Source organism: Sphingobacterium sp. UBA1498 (genome assembly GCF_002325125.1).
Lineage (GTDB): Bacteria > Bacteroidota > Bacteroidia > Sphingobacteriales > Sphingobacteriaceae > Sphingobacterium.
This window is the reverse complement of record NZ_DCRG01000015.1, coordinates 1-20,656: the sequence shown is the minus strand read 5'-3', so window position 1 is coordinate 20,656 and position 20,656 is coordinate 1. Positions and strand designations below refer to the sequence as shown.

Below are 20,656 nucleotides of genomic sequence, written 5' to 3'. Positions count from 1 at the left end.
CACCTTTAGAAAGGCTTTTTGAACCTATATTATGCGCTTTACTAAGCAATAGTCACCTCATCACACAAATAAACATCCTGAATGGCGTGAAGCAGCGCTACACCTTCCTGCATCGGTTTTTGAAAGGCTTTACGACCAGATATCAAACCAGTTCCGCCAGCGCGCTTATTGATAACTGCTGTTTTTACAGCTTCTTGGATGTCATTCTGTCCCGAAGCCCCGCCAGAATTGATCAAGCCCGCCCTGCCGGCAAAGCAATTGAGTACTTGGTAGCGGCATAGGTCAATAGGATGGTCGGAAGAAAGCTGTGTATACATACGTTCATCCAACTTCCCATAACTGCTTTTACCCATATTCAACGCTTTGAATCCGCCATTTAATTCGGGTAATTTTTGCTTAATAATATCGGCTTTGATGGTTACCCCCAAGTGATTGGCCTGTCCGGTCAGATCTGCTGCTAAGTGGTAATCTTTATCTCCGACCTTGAAAGCCGAATTACGCAAATAACACCATAGTACCGTCGCCATCCCCAAGGAATGTGCTTCCTCAAATGCTTTTGCTACTTCAATAATCTGCCGGTCTGATTCTTCAGATCCAAAATATATGGTTGCCCCTACCGCAACAGCACCCATATTCCAGGCTTCGCGAATTGTTCCGTACAAGATTTGGTCTGCGCGATTGGGATAAGTCAACAATTCATTATGATTGATTTTAACCAAAAACGGAATCTTGTGTGCATACTTTCGGGCAACAGCTCCTAATACACCAAAAGTAGAAGCCACAGCGTTGCAATTTCCTTCCAAAGCTAGCTTAACAATATTCTCTGGATCAAAATACTGTGGATTTGGCGCAAAAGACGCTCCGGCACTGTGTTCAATACCTTGGTCCACGGGCAATATTGACAGATACCCCGTATTGGCTAAACGGCCCGTTCCAAAAAGTTGTCCCAAACTTCTTAAAACTTGTGGACTACGATCACTTGAATTGTATACTTGGTCAATAAATGTTGACTGCGGAAGATGAAGCATTGTTTTGGAAACTGCAGGTTGATCAAAATCTAACAGATAACTCGCTTCAGTACCTAGATGGGCCTGTATTTTTTCGATGTATTGCATAATTTATTTAAAATAACGTGATGGAGTTTACTCTAATCTTTAAAATAAAACTTCAAAAAGCACAGAATGTTTTAGCGCATGTTATATAGTAAAAAAAACTTAACTTTGACCATGTTATATTTAGTTCCAACACCTATTGGCAATCTGGAGGACATGACGTTCCGTGCGGTCAATGTCCTAAAAGAAGTGGACCTCATCTTAGCAGAGGATACAAGGACCAGTGCTCCGCTTTTAAAACATTTTGGAATCGACAAAAAAGTATTTGCGCACCATCAGCACAATGAACATAAAGCGGTCTCGGAAATCATTAAATTCTTAAAAGAGGGACAAAACATTGCTTTGATTTCAGACGCTGGAACACCGGCTATCTCGGATCCGGGATTCTTACTGGTACGCGAGGCCATCAAAGAAGGACTGGAGGTACAGTGCTTGCCCGGAGCAACTGCTTTCGTGCCAGCGCTTGTCAATTCGGGGCTTCCCAACGACCGCTTTTGTTTTGAAGGTTTTCTGCCGGTGAAAAAAGGAAGACAAACGCGCTTAAAAACCCTAGCAGAAGAAAAACGAACGATGATCTTTTATGAGTCACCGCATCGTATATTAAAAACAATAGAGGAATTTATCACAGTTTTTGGAGCTGAAAGACAAGCTTCGATATCTCGGGAATTGAGCAAACTCTACGAAGAGAATGTGCGCGGAACATTAACTGATTTAAAATTACACTTTGAAAACAATCCGATTAAAGGAGAATTTGTATTTTGTGTAGCAGGATTGGAATAAATTTTAACAATCTTTATGTAATTAAAAAGTATTTGACATGAACATGGAACAATTTGCACAGGATGGGCAGGACATAAAAATCATCGAAAAATTGGTTACTAAAGTCCAGGATATGCTTACTCCAGGAGAAAAAATAGATTATATCGCAGTTCAAAAGAAACCTGCAGTGACTATATTACCGGATAGTATTACCATCAGTAATAAGCGCATATTTATGTGCGAGTTTACTAAATTGGGCTTGGCTACTGATTTCGAAATTTTCGGCTGGCAAGATATCAAAGATATTGCTTTCAAAGAGGAAATCTTCGGTTCGAAAGTGACTGTTATTCCTTTTACTGGGGAGAATTTGAGCATAGACTATATCCCTAAAGTTCAGGCCAGAAAATTGTATCAATATATTAAAGCGGCACTTGAAAATTATAAAAAAGCTGAGTTGGCCGCTGAAAAGGAGAAAATAGTGATTGCTCCAACTGTCGCAAAAGAAGTGGTTATCGAACGGCCAGAAAGTAATATACCGGTTCAGCCAGCGGTTACTTCGCCTGCCCCATCCGCACCACAATCTTATGGTTCGGCTCAGCCAACTTCGTCAGCGCCAGTTCAGGCACAGCAACCGATCGGATCCACCCCTACTGTTCCTTCAGTTTCGGCAGCTCCTATCTCACCTGCTGCGGCAAAGGAAGAGGAGGACGATGAAATTACCTTAAAGCTCAAAAAATTAAAAACGCTCTTCGATAAACAATTAATTACCCAAGAGGAATACGAGAGTAAAAAGAGAGAAGTTTTATCCAGTTTATAATTATAAATGGAAGAAAATATATTGTGAAAAATAACTATCTACTGGCACTTTTAAGTGCCTTTTTATTGTGGCTGGGCTGGCCTCCGATACCCTATTCCAGTCCCTTGTTATTTATTGGATTTGTTCCTTTGCTGATTGCTGTAGAGAACATTATCCGCAATGAAACATTCCAAAAGAAAGGCCGAAAAGTATTCCTTACCGCGGGCCTAACTGCGGTAGTTTGGAATACAGCCTCGATTTATTGGGTATATAATTCTATATCGGCAGTTATGCCATCCTTTGCAGCTGTAATTATAAGTCTGATACCTTTTTGCTTAGGCGCAACATTAATGGCGGTGGCTTTCTGGCTATATGGGCAACTACGACGCAAAACAAACATAATGCTATCCCTTTTCGGATTAATGGGATTTTGGATAAGCTACGAATTTCTACATGAATCCTGGGATTTAGCTTTCCCCTGGATGACATTAGGAAATGGTTTCGCCAGTTTCCACCAATTGGTGCAATGGTATGAAATCACGGGAGTCTACGGTGGAACCATATGGATCTGGCTGGTGAACATCTTGGTATTTACACTTTACTTAAATCGGAAGAGATTTTATCCGATCAAACGTAAAATAGTTCCAATTGCTGTATTAACCGCAGTGTTACTAATCCCCAGCACCTACTCGCTGATACGTTACGTTAACTATGAAGAATATCAGAATCCCGCACAAATCGTCGTTGTTCAGCCCAATATTGACCCTTATATTAAATTCAATATAAGCCCTGAAGAGCAATTAAACACATTATTCTCCTTATCAAATTCGGTCGCTAAACCCAATACCGAGTTTTTTATCTGGCCTGAAACTGCGCTATCGCAAAACGGCGATTTCGATGAGGAGAACTTTAGGGAAACCTATTCTTACCAGCGCATCTTAAAATTTTTAGATCAGTATAAAAATGGCAATGTACTTTCAGGTATTGAAAGCTATCAGCTGTACAACGATGCCAAAACGCCAACTGCACGCGAAATAGCTCCTCATGTTTATCAAGATAATTTCAATGCCGCGACATTGATCGATTACTCTTCCAAACTACAGTTTTATCATAAGTCCAAGCTCGTTCCGGGGGTAGAACAAATGCCTTTTGGTGCAGCCATGAACATCTTAAAACCTTTATTTAAAGCATTCGGCGGCACTACGGGAGGCTATGGAAAACAGGCCGAACCATCGGTATTTTATGCGCAAAGTGGCATTGGTGCCGCACCGGTCATCTGTTACGAATCCATTTGGGGCAATTATGTTGCTAAGTATGTCAAAAAAGGAGCCCAGTTTATTGCGATCATTACCAATGATGGCTGGTGGGGAAATACTTCGGGCAAAGACCAACATTTACAGTATGCTAAACTACGTGCGATTGAAAACAGACGATGGGTGGCTCGCTCTGCCAACACAGGGATTTCTGGCTTTATTAATCAACGGGGAGATATTGTGCAACAGACCAAATGGTGGCAGCCTGCGGCCCTCAATCAGGAAATTAATTTAAATGAAGAAATTACTTTCTATACGCAAGCAGGTGATATTGCCGCTTATTTGGGTTTGGCGATCGCATTAGGAGGAATTTTGATCCTGATCGTGGTCAGACGAAAAAAGGAACTCAGAAAAGAAAAATTCCCATCTCATACGCTCCAGGGCAAAAGGATCTAATTCTTAGAAACCGCAGTACTCAGGCACCTACCAGCGATAATTAGGAAATTAAAATGATAAAAATAAGTGATTTGATACCTGTAATTTACTTGAGAGATTTGTAATTTTGCCGCATGCAAGTATATTTTGATAATGCTGCGACTACAGCCTTAGATCCTGAAGTAATAAAAGTAATGATCGATGTGATGGAAAATAACTTTGGTAATCCATCCTCAATCCATAGTCACGGACGACAAGTAAAGACAATTGTAGAAAAAGCACGTAAAACGATTGCCAATTTGCTTCATGTGTCTCCTGCAGAGATATTTTTTACATCGGGTGGAACGGAAGCAGACAATATGGCTATCGTGAGGTCGATAACCGACTTTGGGATAACCCATGCCATTACCTCACCTATTGAGCACCATGCCGTATTACACACCTTAGAGGAACTGCAAAAAGCAGGTAAAGTGCACCTTGACCTGCTGGAGGTTGACGAAAAAGGCAATTTAAATATCAACCAGCTGGAAGAGCTTTTAAATAGTAACCCACGTACTTTTGTCTCCATTATGCATGCCAATAATGAAATTGGAAATCTCAACGATATTCACCGTATCGCCGAGTTATGCCAAAAGTACAATGCTATATTTCATTCCGATACTGTGCAGACTATGGGGCATTATCCACATGATCTTACTCAACTTAAAATAGACTTCGTCACAGGAGCTGCTCATAAATTCCATGGCCCTAAAGGGGTCGGCTTTCTTTATATAAACGCCAATAACAAGATCAAACCTTTAATCTATGGCGGAGCACAAGAACGAAATATGCGTGGCGGAACAGAAAATGTATATGGTATAGCAGGACTTGCCAAAGCGCTGGAACTTGCCTATGAAAACATGCAAGAACATCATACTTATATTCAGGGGCTCAAATCTTATATGATTGACGAGTTGCTGAAAGCAATACCAGACATTGGCTTTAATGGCGTTATCGAACCAGACAAATCATTGTACACCGTATTGAATGTTTCTTTCCCTTGCAGTAACCTTGCCGATATGCTCCTTTTCAATTTGGATATTGCAGGCATATCATGCTCTGGAGGCAGTGCATGCAGCTCAGGGACCGACATAGGCTCTCATGTATTGAATGCGATCAAATCGAGCGCTGAACGCCCCTCGGTGCGTTTTTCATTTTGTAAAAATAATACCAGGGAGGAAATCGACTTTGTCGTAAAAACGTTAAAGGAACTTTGTACAAAAAACCAATAGTACTTCCCGATAAAGCTTGAAAAGTTGCTCCCATATGAAAATAAAGCATCGATCATATGTTCGAATGTCTTAAAGACTAAAATAAACTCAAAAACAAAAAAGCTGGAAGTACAACTGCCGGCTTTCTTATTTTTACATCATTTATATAAAGTGAACTCAATTTTTCGTCAGAACATAGTATTTGGATATATCTCCAGTAATGTCATTTCCTGAGAGATCCAGCTGACTGAGCATCCTATTTCCAAGTTTGAATTTATAATCTACACCATCTAAGGTAATAATATTGCCATCCAACTTCCACTTTCCTTCCCGAACAAACACATCCTCACTTTTATTTAGATATTTAGATGAATATTGATAAGTATTGTCAGCATGTAAAGAAATGAGTGTTTCAATCCCATCACAATCCGCACAAGGCATTACGCCCTTGTACTCACCAATTACTACTTCCGCCTTATCTCTTCCTTTAAGATCCTGTAAATTATCTTTGTAGACGGCTACACTTTGTTTGGGATTATCACATCCCACCATTCCAATTATCAACCACAAACCCACAATCCAAATATACCTTTTCATCACATTCTAAATTCAAAAAAATCAGCATCTAACAGTTACACCAATAAACTCATAACAAATTAAATACCAAAAAATTAGAAAAGATTAAAAATCATCATCATCATCCTCTGCCAAAACTGCCAATGCGCCCTGCAACTCGCCCAAGGCATGGAAATTACGACTCTTGCGGGCGATATCGATTCCAGCTCGGTACGTAGCAATCGCCGAATCCTGTCTACTTAATTTTTCGTACAATTTACCCAAATGATAGTAGGTTCCTACATAATCTGGATTCGACTGTACTAAATCCTCGAATCTCGACATAGCCTCTTGCTCATTCCCCTGCTTGAGATATTCAGCTGCAATCGCATATTTCAAAAAAGGATCCGCTGGGCTCTCTTTCAAAAATTCATTCAATTGGTCCAATCGTGTTGACATATGTTTTTTATTTCAAACTTAGACAAATTGAACTTTATATCCAATATAATACGTATACCTAGTAATAACAATCCACATCCCTGTATGAAAGAAAAAAACCTCATTACTCTTCTCACCCTTGAGAAATCTATATTTATCTAAAAATTACTATGCTAGCATACAAAATGACAATTTGCTGACGAAAAAAATCTGTTGTCAGAAATCACTTGTTCAAAAAGAAAAATTACAAAAACAGCAACAAAAGCATTAAATATCTTGTTACATCAAAAAAAATAATATAAAAATGCTTAAAAATTTTAAAAATATTCAGTATCTATCAACTGCCATCGCAAGGGATTTTGGTTGATCTGAAACTTTATAATTAAATGAAAATATAGTAAGTTTGGGTAAAACCAATCGTATATGAAAATATTAGTTTGTATAAGTAATGTCCCTGACACTACATCCAAAATCACTTTTACAAATGACAACACTGCATTTAATACAGCTGGTGTACAATTCATTATAAACCCTTATGATGAAATTGCCTTATCTAAGGCAGTGGAATTGGCCGAAGGTGGAAAAGGAACCGTAACTGTCATCAATGTGGGGGATGCATCGACAGATGCAACCATTCGAAAAGCATTGGCAATTGGCGCAGATAACGCTGTACGGATAAATGCCGTTCCCCGCGATGCTTGGTTTGTTGCGAATCAAATAGCAGCGTATGCCAAAGACAATGCATTTGACTTAATTTTAACTGGTCGTGAATCTATCGATTATAATGGTGCTCAAGTGGCGGCAATTATAGGAGAATTGCTGCATATCCCTTCTGTTTCCATAGCCAAAAAAGTCGAGTTTACGAGTGATATGGTGACTGTTGAACGTGAAATTGAGGGTGGGAAAGAAGTGTTAACAGCCAAATTACCACTCGTCATAGGTACAGCCGAAGGTGTTGCTGAGCCTAAAATACCCAATATGCGTGGTATTATGAGTGCACGAAGCAAACCGTTGGACGTGGTGGAACCGTTCTCCGTAGAACTTCTAGCTCATATTGTCAACTATGAGACACCAGCTCCACGAGGTACGGTCAAACTTGTTGACGCTACCGAGGTAGAAAAATTAGTTTCTCTTCTTCATGATGAAGCTAAAGTTATTTAATTTTTAAACGCTAAAACACTATGTCAATACTTGTATATGTAGAAAATACAGATGGAAAATTCAAAAAATCTGCTTTTGAAGTTGTTTCGTACGCCAAATCCATCGCCGATGACATACAGACTGATGTTGTTGCAATTTCAATCGGGAATGTTGCCGAAGACGAACTCGCCGCTTTGGGCAGATATGGTGCTTCGAAAGTATTAAATGTCAATCAGGAACAACTTGCTTCTTTTGTAAACCAAGCTTATGCTAGTATTATCGCAGAAGCTTTAAAAAGCACGGATTCAAAATTGCTTGTCTTATCCAATTCATTTTCCGGAAAAGGACTCGCTCCGCGTATTGCGGCGAAATTGCAGGCCGGGTTAGCCGATGGCGCACTCGAATTACCCCACATTACGGATGACAAACTTACAGTCAAAAAAACAGCATTCTCCAATAAAGCTTTTGCTACACTCGAGCTCAGCTCAGAGATCAAGGTCATTGCGTTAAACCCCAATGCGTACGAAACTAAAGATGTTGATGGAAAGGCTATAGTCGAAACCTTTGCGCCGAGTATTGACCAACTAGATCTTTCAACCGTGGTTAAGGAGATTGTGCGCGCAACAGACAAAGTCTCTTTACCGGAAGCTGAAATTGTGGTTTCTGCAGGCCGCGGGCTCAAAGGCCCCGAAAACTGGGGAATGATTGAAGAACTTGCGGATGTGCTAGGTGCAGCTACCGCATGTTCGAAACCTGTATCCGATGCCGGCTGGCGCCCCCATTCGGAACACGTAGGACAAACAGGTATTGTAGTGAGCCCTAATCTCTATATTGCGATTGGTATCTCTGGTGCAATTCAACATTTGGCCGGGGTGAGCTCCTCGAAAACCATCGTTGTCATCAATAAAGATCCGGAAGCTCCATTTTTCAAAGTGGCCGATTATGGAATTGTAGGAGATGCTTTCGACATCGTTCCAAAATTGACGCAAGCACTGAAGGCTTATAGAGGTATTTAAACCTTTTATCCCATATATTCTCCCCATTTATTGAAAATGAATGGGGAGTTTTTTATTGGTTATAATTGCATATAAAAGCAAATTTATCTAAGTTTGTAAACCGGTTTGAAATTAAAATGAAGAAAATCAGATTAGATATCGTTGGTTTATCCTATAGTCAAACCCAATCAGGGGCTTATGCCCTGGTATTAGGTGAAGTGGAAGGCAACAGAAGATTACCCATCATCATCGGCAGTCACGAGGCTCAAGCTATTGCTATTCGGATAGAAAAAATGATTCCTAGTCGCCCGCTGACACACGACCTATTTCAATCCTTTGCAGATTCATTTGGAATTCAGCTTATTGAAGTGCTTATCTATAATCTAATTGAAGGCATATTTTATGCTAAAATTATCTGTTCCGACGGCAACAAAATTGTAGAGATTGACGCGCGCACTTCTGATGCTGTTGCACTCGCTGTACGGTTTGAAGCCCCCATATATGCCTACGAATTTATTATGTCCTCTGCAGGAATTATTATTGAAGGGCATGAGTTCGCATTTTTGGAAAATCTGGACAAATCCAACAAAGTTCAGGACCCAAGTGTTGTTGAGGTCGAAGAAAAAACACCGTCAAAGTCCCCACAGAATCCTTTCTCGGCATTGACAAATGAGCAATTGGAACAAGCACTTAATCAGGCATTGACCGAAGAAAACTACGAACGGGCTGCTTTGATTAGGGATGAGATTTCCAAAAGAAAATAACGCCTTTCATTAGAGCGAAACAAAATTTTAAATAACATCATTTATGTCTATTAAATTAAGATTGACCATCATGAGCTTCTTTCAGTTCTTTGTCTGGGGAGCATGGTTGATTACAATAGCTAACTATTGGTTTGGCACAAAGCAATGGGATGGTACGCAATTTGGAGCCATTTTTGCGACAATGGGAATCGCATCTCTATTTATGCCTACACTGATGGGAATCATTGCCGATCGGTGGATAAATGCCGAAAGATTATATTTTATTCTTCACTTATGTTATGCAGGTGTTTTATTCTATTTACCTCAGGTAAATGATCCAAACACCTTTTTTTATGCGATGCTTGCGGCGATGTGTTTTTATATGCCAACGTTGGCGCTATCGAATTCCATCGCTTATACTGCACTAAATGAAAACAACTACGACCTGGTCAAAGCGTTTCCCCCTATCCGCGTTTTTGGCACGATCGGTTTTATCGTCGCGATGTGGATCACCAATTTAACGGGTAGCAAAGCAACAGCCTTTCAATTCTACATCGCCGGCACTGCAGCGTTGGCTTTAAGCCTTTACGCGTTTACGTTACCGAAATGTCCACCGAAAAAATTACAACAGGAAAATGCTTCTTGGACACAATTATTAGGTCTGGAAGCGTTTAAGCTTTTTGGAAATTATAAAATGGCCTTATTTTTTATTTTTTCCATGTTCTTAGGCGCAGCACTCCAATTGACCAACGCCTACGGTGACGTATTTTTGGATGAATTTAAATTCTACCCTAAATTTGCCGAATCTTTCGTTGTGAAATATTCGACAATCATTATGTCAATTTCACAGATATCCGAAACCCTCTTTATTCTCGCTATTCCATTCTTCCTCAAAAGATTCGGAATAAAAAAAGTAATGTTGATTTCTATGTTTGCCTGGGTATTACGTTTTGGATTATTCTCATTTGGGGATCCCGCTGGTGGACTTTGGATGATTGTACTATCTTGCATCGTATATGGCATGGCCTTTGATTTTTTTAATATTTCAGGTTCACTGTTTGTCGAAACCTCGACAACCTCCAGTATACGCAGTTCTGCCCAAGGTTTATTTATGATGATGACAAATGGTTTTGGCGCCGTTGTAGGCAGTTTTTCCTCTGGATGGATCATTGACCAATACTTTACCAAAAGTTTTCAGCATAGCAAAGATTTAGCCCAATACCTGGACACAACAGTGAATAACACCCACTTTCTACATTTTTTAAAGGAAAAAAATATTTCGATCTTACCTGACGGTGTTTTAAGTGGCAATCTTATGCTAAAAGACTGGCATGATATCTGGCTTGCATTTGCGCTTTACACCTTTGTTATCGCAATCCTTTTTGCTTTATTCTTTAGACATAAACACGAGCGTTAACCGCTAAGCTTAAAATAAAAAAAGCCGCAGTTAGCGGCTTTTTTTTTGTAAAAGACAAATCGGATGTATGGATGCTATTTTACTGTTAAAGATTTTTTTAACCACATGGGCAGTCAGTGATAACAAAGTTTAAACGAATTTTACCACGACGGGGTTAAAAACAGTGAAAGGTAATCTGGGGAGATTACCTTCACTTTAAAAACAAACTAAATTTTCAGACGTGTTTCACAACAGATCTACACATTAACCCTAACTCTTTATGAATCAAAAATTACTCTATACAAATATAGGAGACATATGTTAAGTGTATCTTAAGCTATCTTTAAACTTAAAACAACGCTAAAAAAGTTTTTATCTCACCTCTATCGTTTTCGTTGCCGCATGTACTCTATTGAAAAGATCGACCGCCTGAACCTCAATCTGATATTTCCCTGCTTTAAGTTTTGGCAGATTAGCGGCCCACAAATGGCTTGATTTTTCAGGGTTGGAAGGTCTACGGGTGTTCTTCAATTCAGTTGCTGTATCATATTTAGCCAATGAATTTAGAAATGCCGGATCGTTTTCATTTACAAAGTCCATCTCTTTCCATTCCCCCTGATTGATTCTAAACCTGACCTTATCGCCCTCCTTTCCAATAAAGAAATTAGCGTATATTGGATATCTTTTGGTGTACTTTTCCGGAATAACCGAAGCACCGTATAAGTCGATCTGATACGATGCCGGCTTATCGACAACCCTGTAATCAAAACTGTATTGATTATCCTCAATTTTCAAAATAGCATATCCTTTTGGTGTACCATCCCGCATCGTAGAAACAGGAATCCCTTTCTCATTCAACTCGCCAGAGTACCAATCACCCGATGTAGTGCCTACGTTATATTCGTGATGTGCCTTTTCTTGTTTCCATCCGTCTTTTTGCCCATAAAAATACTGACGTTGAAAGTGTGTATGTGCTGATAAAGACAAGGTATGCTTAAATGGAGCCAAAATATCGAAAAGACGTTGTCTATCTTCATTTCGAAAGACATCTGAGTTTTGATGGTATAAAGGAATATGGAACGCCAATACAATCAGTTTATCTTTGGCAACGTTTTTTAAGTCATTTTCCACAAAATCTAACTGATCTTTACGGAATCCACCTAAATACCCCTTTCCTGTGCGTGGATTCGGATAAATAATATTGTCCAGAATAATAAAATGTGCGTTTCCATAGTTGAATGCATAGTTGTTGGGACCAAAAGTTTTCTCGAACGATTCATCGGAAAGACTATCCACTTTTGCATCATAATTCATATCATGGTTTCCCATGACGTTATACCACGGCAATCCCATGGTAGAAATCACCGACTTATATTTTGGCTGTAGGGAAAGATCATCGCCCACCAAGTCGCCTAAGCTAATGCCAAATTTTGCAATTGTCTTATCCGAAATTTCATTGATCACCCCGTTTTTGAAATAGGCCAGTTCTTCCTCCGTGTAGGCCTGTGGATCACCGAAAACGAAGGCCGAAAAGTTTGGATCTTCTTGTTGCTTATACAAAGCAAAATTCACCGCAGCCGGGATCTTCCCTGTAGCAACGACGGCTGGGTATTTTGAAACTGGACTGCCGTTCAATTTATGGATATAATAGAATTTTGGATGATTATTTTCATCCAAAGGCAAGACATAACCTGACGGTTTGACGACGAAAATAATATTGTCATTCCCAATTGGTAATTGATAATTACCATCTTTATCTGTGGTAGTTACCTCACGTCCGTTACTAACAGAAACAGACGCAATACCTTTTTCATTTTTATCTAATTTTCCGTTTTTATTTACGTCCAAATAAACTTTTCCTTTTGCAAAATCTTGTGCGTGCGCAGCATGGACGAATGCCCACGAAATTGCTAATGCCAAAAATGTTCTCATATGTTATTTTGTTTTGGCGCTAAAGTATTCCATTCAGGTTAAAGGAGTATAAAGAGAATATCAAGAATTCATCAAGAAACGAAGGGTTTATCATCAAACCAACTTACTAATTAACACATATTTAATACTAAAGTAATAGGGATATTATTCGTACTTTATACGCATTCATCCGAATGAGGTCCCTATCAGATCGCTGTTAGTTCCGTTTAAAGTACCTGTTATTTCAGGTTGTATTAGTAGACTGACCTTTGTTCTTCCTCCGAAGTCTTACATAAATGTCCCGAGAAAAAAGAGTGGATACAAAAAAAGAGAAACCAATTGCTTAATTTCTCCTTTTACCGTTAGTGTCTATTTCTTAACTATCTTGCCTGCGCGGTCGCCAACACGCGGTTGACTTCATCAATCATAGACTTTGCCGCGTCATGCATGCGCGGATTGCCTGCGAAATCGGCATCTAAAGTTACATGTTTGGATTTATCTTTATAGTTGAATTCCAGATAAAAACGTGGAACCTTAGAATTTGTCGAATCCTGCTGCCATTCGGGACCTGTCATATCTGTATCTAGATTCCAAAATCCCAGCTCCATGGCTTTGCGATGGAGATACAATAGATCGTCTTTTGTAAATTTTACAGTATCGGTAATTAAAGAATCTTTTTTGTCTAAATATTTATAGATACGCGTTTTAGAATTGTATTCGTTGACCATGTGGTTCGGCTCGCCGTATTTGAATTCTATGGATTCAAAATCAGCAAAACGAAAAGGGGCATTTTTGATCATATTACTATAGTAATAAACACAATACATCAAAAACGGCACAATAATACAAAGGCCCAAAAAAATCTTCTTACTCTTTATTGTCATTGCTATAAATTTTGACAAAAATAAGGATTTATATAGGGTATAAAAGTTTATATCAAGATATGACATAAAACCTACATGAGTTACTGCGATCTAGATATTAGGAGAGCCTGCATCAACAAAGGTCTTGGCATACCAGCTATCGGAAAGATCAGATATAATAACACCCTTGCGCGTTGACACATGCACAAACTTATTATTATGAAGGTATACACCAACATGATCTATCCCGTTACGCCCGAACGAAAAAAATACGAGATCCCCTTCTTGAAGTTTATCGACCTTTTTTCGCTTTACTACTCCTTCCATGTCATGGGAAGTGCGCGGCAAATTTCCTTTATATACTTCCATGTAGAGCAGATTTACAAAGCCCGAACAATCCACACCGGATTTGTTCTGTCCACCCATACGATGCGGTATTCCCATCCAGTCATCGATAAAAGAGTAAAGGTGTGGATTTAGCTTTTGGGCACTCACATTAAGTAAGTCGGCATAACTGTCAAGCCGAGATCCCGAAAAGGATCTTCCTCGCGCTGAACTAGCATCTGTCAAAACGCCCCCCTTAGCAGGATGAGAATTAGCGATAAGTACTTTTTTCTTTGTTGAACAACTGCTCAAAAATAGAACTACACCCAAAAAGAAGACGAAATAAAATCTGACAATCATGCTGTTCAATTTACGTTGTTGCCTAACAAACTTAACTAAATTGCTGTTTATATGCAATACGTTTACCGTGTTGCCAAAAACATTTTGCGTTAATAACCAATTTTATACCCCCCATCTAACACCATCGACTATTGGCGAATTTTCATCAATGAGGTATCAGCTACATCTATTCCACTGCGATCCCACTGCGATCCCACTTCGAAAGATTACTTTTCTCGCTAAGAACGTCAGATCAGGAAAAGAATTGTTCAGAAATCGTAACTTTGACGCCTAATTTAGTTGAGAATGGAAAAATTAAAAGGTGCATTAGCTGTCTTTTTAGGTGCAAGTAGTTTCGGAATACTATCAACGTTTGTAAAAAAAGCTTACGGTAAGGGACTGACTTTAGGCGAAGTAACGGGAATCCAGGTTTTGTTTGGCATGCTTATACTGTGGCTTATTTATATTACCATTAAACTCTTTTCGGCAAAGTCCTTTCAATCTTCAAAAAAGAAATCTTCCTGGGTCAAGATATTAATCAGCGGTACTTCTACCGGTTTGGTGAGTGTTTTCTATTATAAATGTGTTCAGCTCGTTCCCGCTTCATTAGCTATAGTCTTGCTAATGCAATATATCTGGATCGGCGTGCTTATTGAGTTTATCTTTTTCAAGACAAAACCTTCAAAGAACAATCTGATCGGCATTGGAATTGTACTTATTGCAACATTATTAGCGACTGGACTCATTGAAAAAGGATTACAACAACTCAATTTAACCGGTGTGTTATTCGGTCTTTTGGCGGCGACTGCCTATTCGGTCTTCATGATTGTAAATGGGCGTGTCGGCAATGACTACCACCCCATTCAAAAAAGTGCTATTATGGTAACAGGTTCTTGTATCCTGATCTTCACTTTATTTCCACCGACTTATTTATTCAATGGTCAATTTGATGATAATTTTTTCTATTTTGGATTGATACTTTCTTTATTTGGTACAGTCATTCCGCCATTATTGTTTGCCTATGGTTTACCTAAAACTGGATTCTCCTTAGGAGGAATATTGAGTTCGGCCGAACTGCCTGTGGCGACCTGTATGTCATTTTTCATCCTTCATGAAAGTGTATCGACTGTTCAATGGATCGGTGTGCTTTTGATCTTGGGTACCGTTATTTGGTTAAATGCTGCAAAGAGCAGTTCACATTAGAGGTACCAATCACCTTTTAGTCAGATAGCTGCACTCAATTTGAGGATATCTATCCGAATACAGCAATTAAACCTTCGCGGTGTAGTAGACACCGACGGCAACAAAAGCGAATGAAAGTTCTTTCTGGCAATGACAGCAAATAACTTTCATACAAAAGAGGCAATCTTATTAGAGAAGATTGCCTCTTTTGTATGTTATAAATCTTTATTGAACTAATGAATCAATGTCTCTGGAACTTCTTCCACCTCGACTTCACAGGAGTCCGTTACTTCCATATATTTTACCGGCACGACCTCATTCACCAATAAGGGATCGTATAAAGTCCGCACTTTAACATAATTTTTAGAGAAACCATGCATGTAACCGTCTTTCTCATCAGCCTCAAACAATACGTCTCCGATTTCTCCTAATTGAGATTCATAGAAAGCACGACGCTTCTTCTCGGAAAGGATATGCAACATTTTGCTCCGATCACTACGTTGAGCTCCTGGTACAGCGCCCTCCATTTGTGCGGCAATCGTATTCTCTCTTTCAGAATATGTAAATACATGCAAATACGAAATCTCCATATCGTTCAAGAAATTATACGTATCGATAAAATCCTCACGTGTCTCTCCCGGAAATCCAACAATGACGTCAACGCCTATACAGCAATTGGGCATCAGAGATTTGATAAACGCGACGCGCTCTGTATAGAGCTCACTTTTGTATCTTCTGCGCATCAAACTCAGAATTTTATTGCTTCCAGACTGTAAAGGCATATGAAAATGTGGAACGAAACGTTTTGATTGCGCTACAAACTCAATAATATCATTGGAAAGCAGATTGGGTTCTATTGAGGAGATACGAATTCTATCAATACCTTCGACATCATCCAATGCTTTTACCAGATCAAGGAAGCGGTCTTCTCGCTTACCATCGCGGATACCAAAATCGCCAATGTTTACCCCTGTTAACACAATTTCTTTAACCCCGGAAGCTGCAATTTCTTCCGCCTGTCGTACAATTTCTTCAATTTTACCGGAGCGGCTTCCGCCGCGTGCTAGGGGAATCGTACAAAATGTACATGAGTAATCACATCCGTCCTGTACTTTTAGGAAAGTGCGTGTACGATCACCAATCGAATAAGCAGATACAAATTGATTGGTCTCATCAATCGGACCATTATAAACGATTGTCTTTTCCTGTTTGGTCAAATCATTGATATGCTCAATAATATTAAACTTTTCAGCAGCACCCAAAACCATATCTACACCAGGGATCTCGGCGATCTCTTTTGGTTTTAGCTGCGCATAACAACCAACAATCGTAATATAAGCATTGGGAGAGTGCTTTAAAGCTTCCTTAACCACTTTTCTACACTTCTTGTCAGCATTATCCGTTACCGAACATGTATTGATTACATAAACGTCAGCACGACTATTGAACGCTGTGGTATCATAGCCCGCTTCTTTAAATAAACGACCAATGGATGATGTCTCCGAATAATTCAGTTTACACCCAAGTGTATAAAAAGCTACTTTTTTATTCTCCATAATATTTTGCAAAATTACATTTTTTTTCAGTAACCCCTCTTATCATTTTGAGTTTTGACTTTCTCGTTATAAGGATTTTCCTTAGTTTTGACTATCTTGAAAGGCTTAATGCATCAACAGCTTATCACAGGCTGACGAAATCAAATTCGAACATCATGCATTCAAATATCTCCCGATTGAGAATCAGACATATAAAATAGGGCTAATCGTTCCCACACAGTTCGATAATAGCATTGATATTTAATATTTAACAATTACTTTTTTACAGATGAAACAATATTTAGATTTACTCAGACATGTATATACGAATGGTGTTGTAAAGACAGATCGTACTGGCACAGGTACCAAAAGTGTCTTTGGATATCAGATGCGTTTCAACCTTCAAGAAGGTTTTCCTCTAGTAACGACAAAAAAATTACACCTTCGATCCATTATCCATGAGTTAATCTGGTTCTTAAAGGGCGAGACCAATATTCAGTATCTCAAAGAAAATGGCGTAAGCATTTGGGACGAATGGGCTGACGAACAAGGAAATTTGGGCCCGGTGTACGGATCGCAATGGCGTTCTTGGCCAACACCTGATGGCCGTCATATTGATCAAATCGCACAAGTAATTAATCAGCTTAAAAATTCGCCGGATTCCCGTCGTATTATTGTATCGGCATGGAATGTCGCTGAAATCGAACATATGGCATTGCCACCTTGCCATGCCTTTTTTCAATTTTATGTCGCTCCAGCGCAACCTGAAAAAGGAATTTTAAAGCCACAATTGTCTTGTCAACTCTATCAGCGTAGTGCGGATATATTTTTGGGCGTACCTTTTAACATTGCATCTTACGCACTTCTCACCATGATGGTTGCCCAAGTGTGTGATATGGAAGCGGCAGAATTTATTCATACCCTAGGGGATGCGCATATTTATAGTAACCACTTTGAACAAACGGAACTTCAGTTGAGCAGAGAGCCCAAAGCGCTACCCCAGATGAGAATTAACCCCGAAGTAAAAGATATTTTTGATTTTAAGTTTGAAGATTTTGAATTATTGAACTACGAATCACATCCGCATATCAAAGCTCCGGTTGCTGTTTAATAATGACCGCAACTAATTTTGCAACATTCTTTTATCGGACGAATAATCACATTATATCAACAATGAGCAACCCAACGATCACATTAATTGTCGCTGCATCGGAAAACAATTCCATCGGAATCAACAACAAGATGCCTTGGCATTTACCAAACGACTTTAAATATTTCAAGAAAAATACTATTGAACATTCTGTACTGATGGGCAGAAAGACATTTGAGTCCATCGGTAAAGCATTACCGGAAAGAAGGAATATCGTCATCACACGCAACGCAGATTTTCAAGGCGAAAATATTGATGTCGCTAACAGTATTCAGGAAGCTCTTTTATATTGTCGCGACGAGCGAGAGATATTTATTATTGGTGGTGCAAACATCTATCAGCAGGCCCTTCCACTCGCCAACAAAGTACTTTTGACACGGGTGCATACCACCATTAAAGGAGATGCTTTCTTTCCTGCATTACCATCCGAAGAATGGGAATTGGTTTCCTCAGATTCGCATCAAGCAGATGAAAAACATGCATTTGCTTATACCTTTGAAGTTTATACAAGAAAATAGTTCTATGTTTACGAATTTCAAAACGCAATATCATGGAGCAAAAAGCTCCATGATCCTATGGACATTACGTTTCGTAATTTTCTTACTGGGTACCTCGAACCGAGCTCTCGCACAATTTAGCCCGCCAACCACGATACGAACTCCTAGTGGGAACGTTACTTTACCGGGCTTATATACCCCCCGGTTCTATTCTTTCAATAGCGAACCGATAAGCAGTAGGTATAAATTTTATATTGTTTTGAAAAATGACAGCACCGTTGTTGCAAAAACAAAAATAAAATTAAGAACCACAACGGCACCCAGTGAAATATCCTGGCGGGAAAAAGGCAAGAAACATACGGTAACGCCCGATCAGACGAAAGAAATCTATCGGATAGATTATTGGAACAAGAAAATAAAAGGCATTCCACAGGACAGTTGCTGGTTATTTTTGGTCGACACTGTCAGTCATGAACAGCGAATCCGCCGCTATAGCATGACCGCTGATATCAATCAACCTACCATATCGCATTTTAAAATGGAAAAGGCGAAGGAAATTTTACCACTGAAAAAAGAAACCTTGGAGCCTTATGTAGAGGGAAATGAAAAAGCAAAAAAACTCCTATCAAAAAACAAATTGTTAAAAGTTATAGAAGAGCTTAATAGACAGGAATCAACAAGCGCGACACTTTGATCTAAAGCACATGCACAAATACTTTATCTTAATTTTCACCCTATTCATGTCAGACGCATACGCTCAAAAGATAGATACTGTTTACCTGGAAAAATTACTTCAAAGTCATCCTGATCTATTTCAAAACATATTGAGTCATCCGACTAAAAATGAGGTGCAAATTCTGTATACGCAAATTGATCGTGACAAATCCAATAGGCCACATTTCAGGTCCTATAGCTATCGACTGAATCCGAACTGGTATTTTTATCCCGCAAGTACAGTGAAGCTGCCGACAGCAATTCTGGCCTTAGAAAAAATCAACGATCTCCATCTTGCAGGTTTAACCAAAGATACTCCCCTCCGCATTGATTCTGCTTTTGAAAAGCAGACTAAGGTTTTTGTGGACGAATCGGCCGCCAATGGTCTTCCTTCCGTGGCACAATATGTAAAAAAAATCCTATTGACCAGCGACAATGATGCCCAGAACAGACTGTTCGAATTTATTGGCCGTGCTGAGCTCAATACAAAACTTAAAAAATATGGTACCCAATACAGCCGCATTGTCAACCGCCTCGCTATTGGCGACAAGGGCATATGGGCCAAACATACCAATCCTATAACCTTTTACAATGGAGAAAATATTATTTATAAACAAGAGGCACGGTTCGACCCCAAAGACTATCCCATCAAGCTGGCCAATACCCTTCAAGGAAAAGGCTATATGAACGACAAAGATGAGCTAATCCATGAACCCTGGAGCTTTGAAGGATTAAATGTCTATGCACTCCAAGATCAACAGCTCATCTTGAAGAAATTGTTATTTCCTGAAGCATTTCAGCCTAAAGATAGATTTAACCTGAAAAAGGAGGACTACGCACTGCTCTATGATTATATGTCGCGCTATACCTTTGAGTCGGATTTCCCGAAATATGACTCCACAGAATTCTGGCCAACATATAGCAAGCTCCTTTTTTATGGCCGTGAAAAAAATACGACCTTAGATCCCAACATACGGATCTTCAACAAGTATGGTGATTCTTATGGCTATAATATTGATAATGCTTATATCGTCGACTTTGAACATGGGGTGGAATTTATGCTCGCCGTTGTTGTACAGTCTAATGAAAATGGCATCTACAACGATGGACGCTATGAATACGAAACGGTAACCTACCCATTTTTAAAAAATATCGGGCAGGTAATTTATCAGGAAGAATTAAAAAGGGTAAAAAAGTTTAAACCTGATCTATCTAAATTTGATTTCAGAAAATAAAATACAAAAAGACGAGGCTGTCTCAAAATGACAG

General features: G+C 39.3%; 20 protein-coding genes. 13 read left to right on the top strand and 7 right to left on the bottom strand.

Annotated elements, in window-relative coordinates:
• Window positions 1-41: 41 nt before the first annotated feature.
• The gene (locus B3139_RS09230) at window positions 42-1,115 is read right to left on the bottom strand and encodes a class I fructose-bisphosphate aldolase (RefSeq protein ID WP_293882159.1); all 1,074 of its coding nucleotides are present in this window, start codon (window positions 1,113-1,115) and stop codon (window positions 42-44) included.
• A 111-nt stretch (window positions 1,116-1,226) separates the two neighbouring features.
• Between B3139_RS09230 and rsmI the strand changes: the two genes are divergently transcribed.
• From rsmI to B3139_RS09210, 4 genes are all read left to right on the top strand, one after another.
• On the top strand, window positions 1,227-1,892 hold the full coding sequence (gene rsmI, locus B3139_RS09225; RefSeq protein WP_293882157.1) for a 16S rRNA (cytidine(1402)-2'-O)-methyltransferase: 666 nt from the start codon (window positions 1,227-1,229) through the stop codon (window positions 1,890-1,892).
• A gap of 37 nt (window positions 1,893-1,929) precedes the next feature.
• Entirely contained in the window at window positions 1,930-2,688 is a 759-nt protein-coding gene (locus B3139_RS09220; protein ID WP_209576573.1) for a PH domain-containing protein, read from the top strand.
• A 23-nt stretch (window positions 2,689-2,711) separates the two neighbouring features.
• Window positions 2,712-4,376 carry an apolipoprotein N-acyltransferase gene (lnt, locus tag B3139_RS09215; protein ID WP_293882154.1) on the top strand — a complete coding sequence of 555 codons (1,665 nt, stop codon included), beginning with the start codon at window positions 2,712-2,714 and terminating at the stop codon, window positions 4,374-4,376.
• A 113-nt stretch (window positions 4,377-4,489) separates the two neighbouring features.
• Complete coding sequence (locus tag B3139_RS09210; protein WP_293882152.1) at window positions 4,490-5,626, top strand: cysteine desulfurase family protein; 1,137 nt, start codon at window positions 4,490-4,492, stop codon at window positions 5,624-5,626.
• 156 nt (window positions 5,627-5,782) lie between these two features.
• Here the strand turns inward: B3139_RS09210 and B3139_RS09205 are convergent, their stop codons facing one another.
• Together B3139_RS09205 and B3139_RS09200 are read right to left on the bottom strand one after the other, a co-directional pair.
• Window positions 5,783-6,202 (bottom strand): copper resistance protein NlpE, encoded by a 420-nt coding sequence (locus tag B3139_RS09205; RefSeq protein WP_293882150.1) that lies wholly within the window; start codon window positions 6,200-6,202, stop codon window positions 5,783-5,785.
• 84 nt (window positions 6,203-6,286) lie between these two features.
• Window positions 6,287-6,619, bottom strand: a complete 333-nt coding sequence (locus B3139_RS09200; RefSeq protein WP_209576582.1) for a tetratricopeptide repeat protein — start codon at window positions 6,617-6,619, stop codon at window positions 6,287-6,289.
• Window positions 6,620-7,021: 402 nt separating this feature from the next.
• Here B3139_RS09200 and B3139_RS09195 point away from each other — a divergent pair, with 402 nt between their 5' ends.
• From B3139_RS09195 to B3139_RS09180, 4 genes are all read left to right on the top strand, one after another.
• Entirely contained in the window at window positions 7,022-7,759 is a 738-nt protein-coding gene (locus B3139_RS09195; protein ID WP_293882146.1) for an electron transfer flavoprotein subunit beta/FixA family protein, read from the top strand.
• A 20-nt stretch (window positions 7,760-7,779) separates the two neighbouring features.
• Window positions 7,780-8,754 carry an electron transfer flavoprotein subunit alpha/FixB family protein gene (locus tag B3139_RS09190; protein WP_293882144.1) on the top strand — a complete coding sequence of 325 codons (975 nt, stop codon included), beginning with the start codon at window positions 7,780-7,782 and terminating at the stop codon, window positions 8,752-8,754.
• A gap of 116 nt (window positions 8,755-8,870) precedes the next feature.
• Entirely contained in the window at window positions 8,871-9,497 is a 627-nt protein-coding gene (locus B3139_RS09185) for a bifunctional nuclease domain-containing protein (RefSeq protein WP_209576588.1), read from the top strand.
• A 43-nt stretch (window positions 9,498-9,540) separates the two neighbouring features.
• Window positions 9,541-10,893: a nucleoside permease gene (locus tag B3139_RS09180; protein ID WP_293882141.1), complete on the top strand. Its 1,353-nt coding sequence runs from the start codon at window positions 9,541-9,543 to the stop codon at window positions 10,891-10,893.
• A 351-nt stretch (window positions 10,894-11,244) separates the two neighbouring features.
• Here the strand turns inward: B3139_RS09180 and B3139_RS09175 are convergent, their stop codons facing one another.
• From B3139_RS09175 to B3139_RS09165, 3 genes are all read right to left on the bottom strand, one after another.
• Window positions 11,245-12,804, bottom strand: a complete 1,560-nt coding sequence (locus B3139_RS09175) for a calcineurin-like phosphoesterase family protein (RefSeq protein WP_293882139.1) — start codon at window positions 12,802-12,804, stop codon at window positions 11,245-11,247.
• Between the two features lie 359 nt (window positions 12,805-13,163).
• The gene (locus tag B3139_RS09170) at window positions 13,164-13,583 is read right to left on the bottom strand and encodes a hypothetical protein (RefSeq protein WP_293882137.1); all 420 of its coding nucleotides are present in this window, start codon (window positions 13,581-13,583) and stop codon (window positions 13,164-13,166) included.
• Window positions 13,584-13,757: 174 nt separating this feature from the next.
• Window positions 13,758-14,330 (bottom strand): C40 family peptidase, encoded by a 573-nt coding sequence (locus B3139_RS09165; protein WP_293882135.1) that lies wholly within the window; start codon window positions 14,328-14,330, stop codon window positions 13,758-13,760.
• A gap of 285 nt (window positions 14,331-14,615) precedes the next feature.
• On the opposite strand from B3139_RS09165, the gene B3139_RS09160 reads away from it, so the two are divergent.
• The gene (locus B3139_RS09160) at window positions 14,616-15,512 is read left to right on the top strand and encodes an EamA family transporter (protein ID WP_293882133.1); all 897 of its coding nucleotides are present in this window, start codon (window positions 14,616-14,618) and stop codon (window positions 15,510-15,512) included.
• Window positions 15,513-15,724: 212 nt separating this feature from the next.
• Here the strand turns inward: B3139_RS09160 and mtaB are convergent, their stop codons facing one another.
• The gene (gene mtaB, locus B3139_RS09155) at window positions 15,725-17,047 is read right to left on the bottom strand and encodes a tRNA (N(6)-L-threonylcarbamoyladenosine(37)-C(2))-methylthiotransferase MtaB (RefSeq protein ID WP_293882131.1); all 1,323 of its coding nucleotides are present in this window, start codon (window positions 17,045-17,047) and stop codon (window positions 15,725-15,727) included.
• 268 nt (window positions 17,048-17,315) lie between these two features.
• Here mtaB and B3139_RS09150 point away from each other — a divergent pair, with 268 nt between their 5' ends.
• The 4 genes from B3139_RS09150 to B3139_RS09135 all read left to right on the top strand — a co-directional run bounded on the left by B3139_RS09150 (window position 17,316) and on the right by B3139_RS09135 (window position 20,622).
• A complete protein-coding gene (locus B3139_RS09150; protein ID WP_209576601.1) occupies window positions 17,316-18,137 on the top strand; it encodes a thymidylate synthase in 822 nt (273 codons plus the stop codon).
• 62 nt (window positions 18,138-18,199) lie between these two features.
• Window positions 18,200-18,694 (top strand): dihydrofolate reductase, encoded by a 495-nt coding sequence (locus B3139_RS09145; RefSeq protein ID WP_293882127.1) that lies wholly within the window; start codon window positions 18,200-18,202, stop codon window positions 18,692-18,694.
• Window positions 18,695-18,698: 4 nt separating this feature from the next.
• Window positions 18,699-19,367, top strand: a complete 669-nt coding sequence (locus B3139_RS09140) for a hypothetical protein (protein WP_293882125.1) — start codon at window positions 18,699-18,701, stop codon at window positions 19,365-19,367.
• Between the two features lie 46 nt (window positions 19,368-19,413).
• Complete coding sequence (locus tag B3139_RS09135; protein ID WP_293882123.1) at window positions 19,414-20,622, top strand: serine hydrolase; 1,209 nt, start codon at window positions 19,414-19,416, stop codon at window positions 20,620-20,622.
• The last annotated feature ends 34 nt before the right edge of the window (window positions 20,623-20,656 follow it).

Coding starts and splice junctions, on each gene's coding strand:
- B3139_RS09150 (WP_209576601.1), top strand. CDS start 17,316: ATGAAACAATATTTAGATTTACTCAGACATGTATATACGAATGGTGTT.
- B3139_RS09195 (WP_293882146.1), top strand. CDS start 7,022: ATGAAAATATTAGTTTGTATAAGTAATGTCCCTGACACTACATCCAAA.
- B3139_RS09140 (WP_293882125.1), top strand. CDS start 18,699: ATGTTTACGAATTTCAAAACGCAATATCATGGAGCAAAAAGCTCCATG.
- B3139_RS09180 (WP_293882141.1), top strand. CDS start 9,541: ATGTCTATTAAATTAAGATTGACCATCATGAGCTTCTTTCAGTTCTTT.
- B3139_RS09230 (WP_293882159.1), bottom strand. CDS start 1,115: ATGCAATACATCGAAAAAATACAGGCCCATCTAGGTACTGAAGCGAGT.
- B3139_RS09210 (WP_293882152.1), top strand. CDS start 4,490: ATGCAAGTATATTTTGATAATGCTGCGACTACAGCCTTAGATCCTGAA.
- B3139_RS09200 (WP_209576582.1), bottom strand. CDS start 6,619: ATGTCAACACGATTGGACCAATTGAATGAATTTTTGAAAGAGAGCCCA.
- B3139_RS09160 (WP_293882133.1), top strand. CDS start 14,616: ATGGAAAAATTAAAAGGTGCATTAGCTGTCTTTTTAGGTGCAAGTAGT.
- mtaB (WP_293882131.1), bottom strand. CDS start 17,047: ATGGAGAATAAAAAAGTAGCTTTTTATACACTTGGGTGTAAACTGAAT.
- B3139_RS09145 (WP_293882127.1), top strand. CDS start 18,200: ATGAGCAACCCAACGATCACATTAATTGTCGCTGCATCGGAAAACAAT.
- B3139_RS09185 (WP_209576588.1), top strand. CDS start 8,871: ATGAAGAAAATCAGATTAGATATCGTTGGTTTATCCTATAGTCAAACC.
- B3139_RS09205 (WP_293882150.1), bottom strand. CDS start 6,202: ATGAAAAGGTATATTTGGATTGTGGGTTTGTGGTTGATAATTGGAATG.
- B3139_RS09175 (WP_293882139.1), bottom strand. CDS start 12,804: ATGAGAACATTTTTGGCATTAGCAATTTCGTGGGCATTCGTCCATGCT.
- B3139_RS09135 (WP_293882123.1), top strand. CDS start 19,414: ATGTCAGACGCATACGCTCAAAAGATAGATACTGTTTACCTGGAAAAA.
- B3139_RS09220 (WP_209576573.1), top strand. CDS start 1,930: ATGAACATGGAACAATTTGCACAGGATGGGCAGGACATAAAAATCATC.
- rsmI (WP_293882157.1), top strand. CDS start 1,227: ATGTTATATTTAGTTCCAACACCTATTGGCAATCTGGAGGACATGACG.
- B3139_RS09190 (WP_293882144.1), top strand. CDS start 7,780: ATGTCAATACTTGTATATGTAGAAAATACAGATGGAAAATTCAAAAAA.
- B3139_RS09165 (WP_293882135.1), bottom strand. CDS start 14,330: ATGATTGTCAGATTTTATTTCGTCTTCTTTTTGGGTGTAGTTCTATTT.
- B3139_RS09170 (WP_293882137.1), bottom strand. CDS start 13,583: ATGATCAAAAATGCCCCTTTTCGTTTTGCTGATTTTGAATCCATAGAA.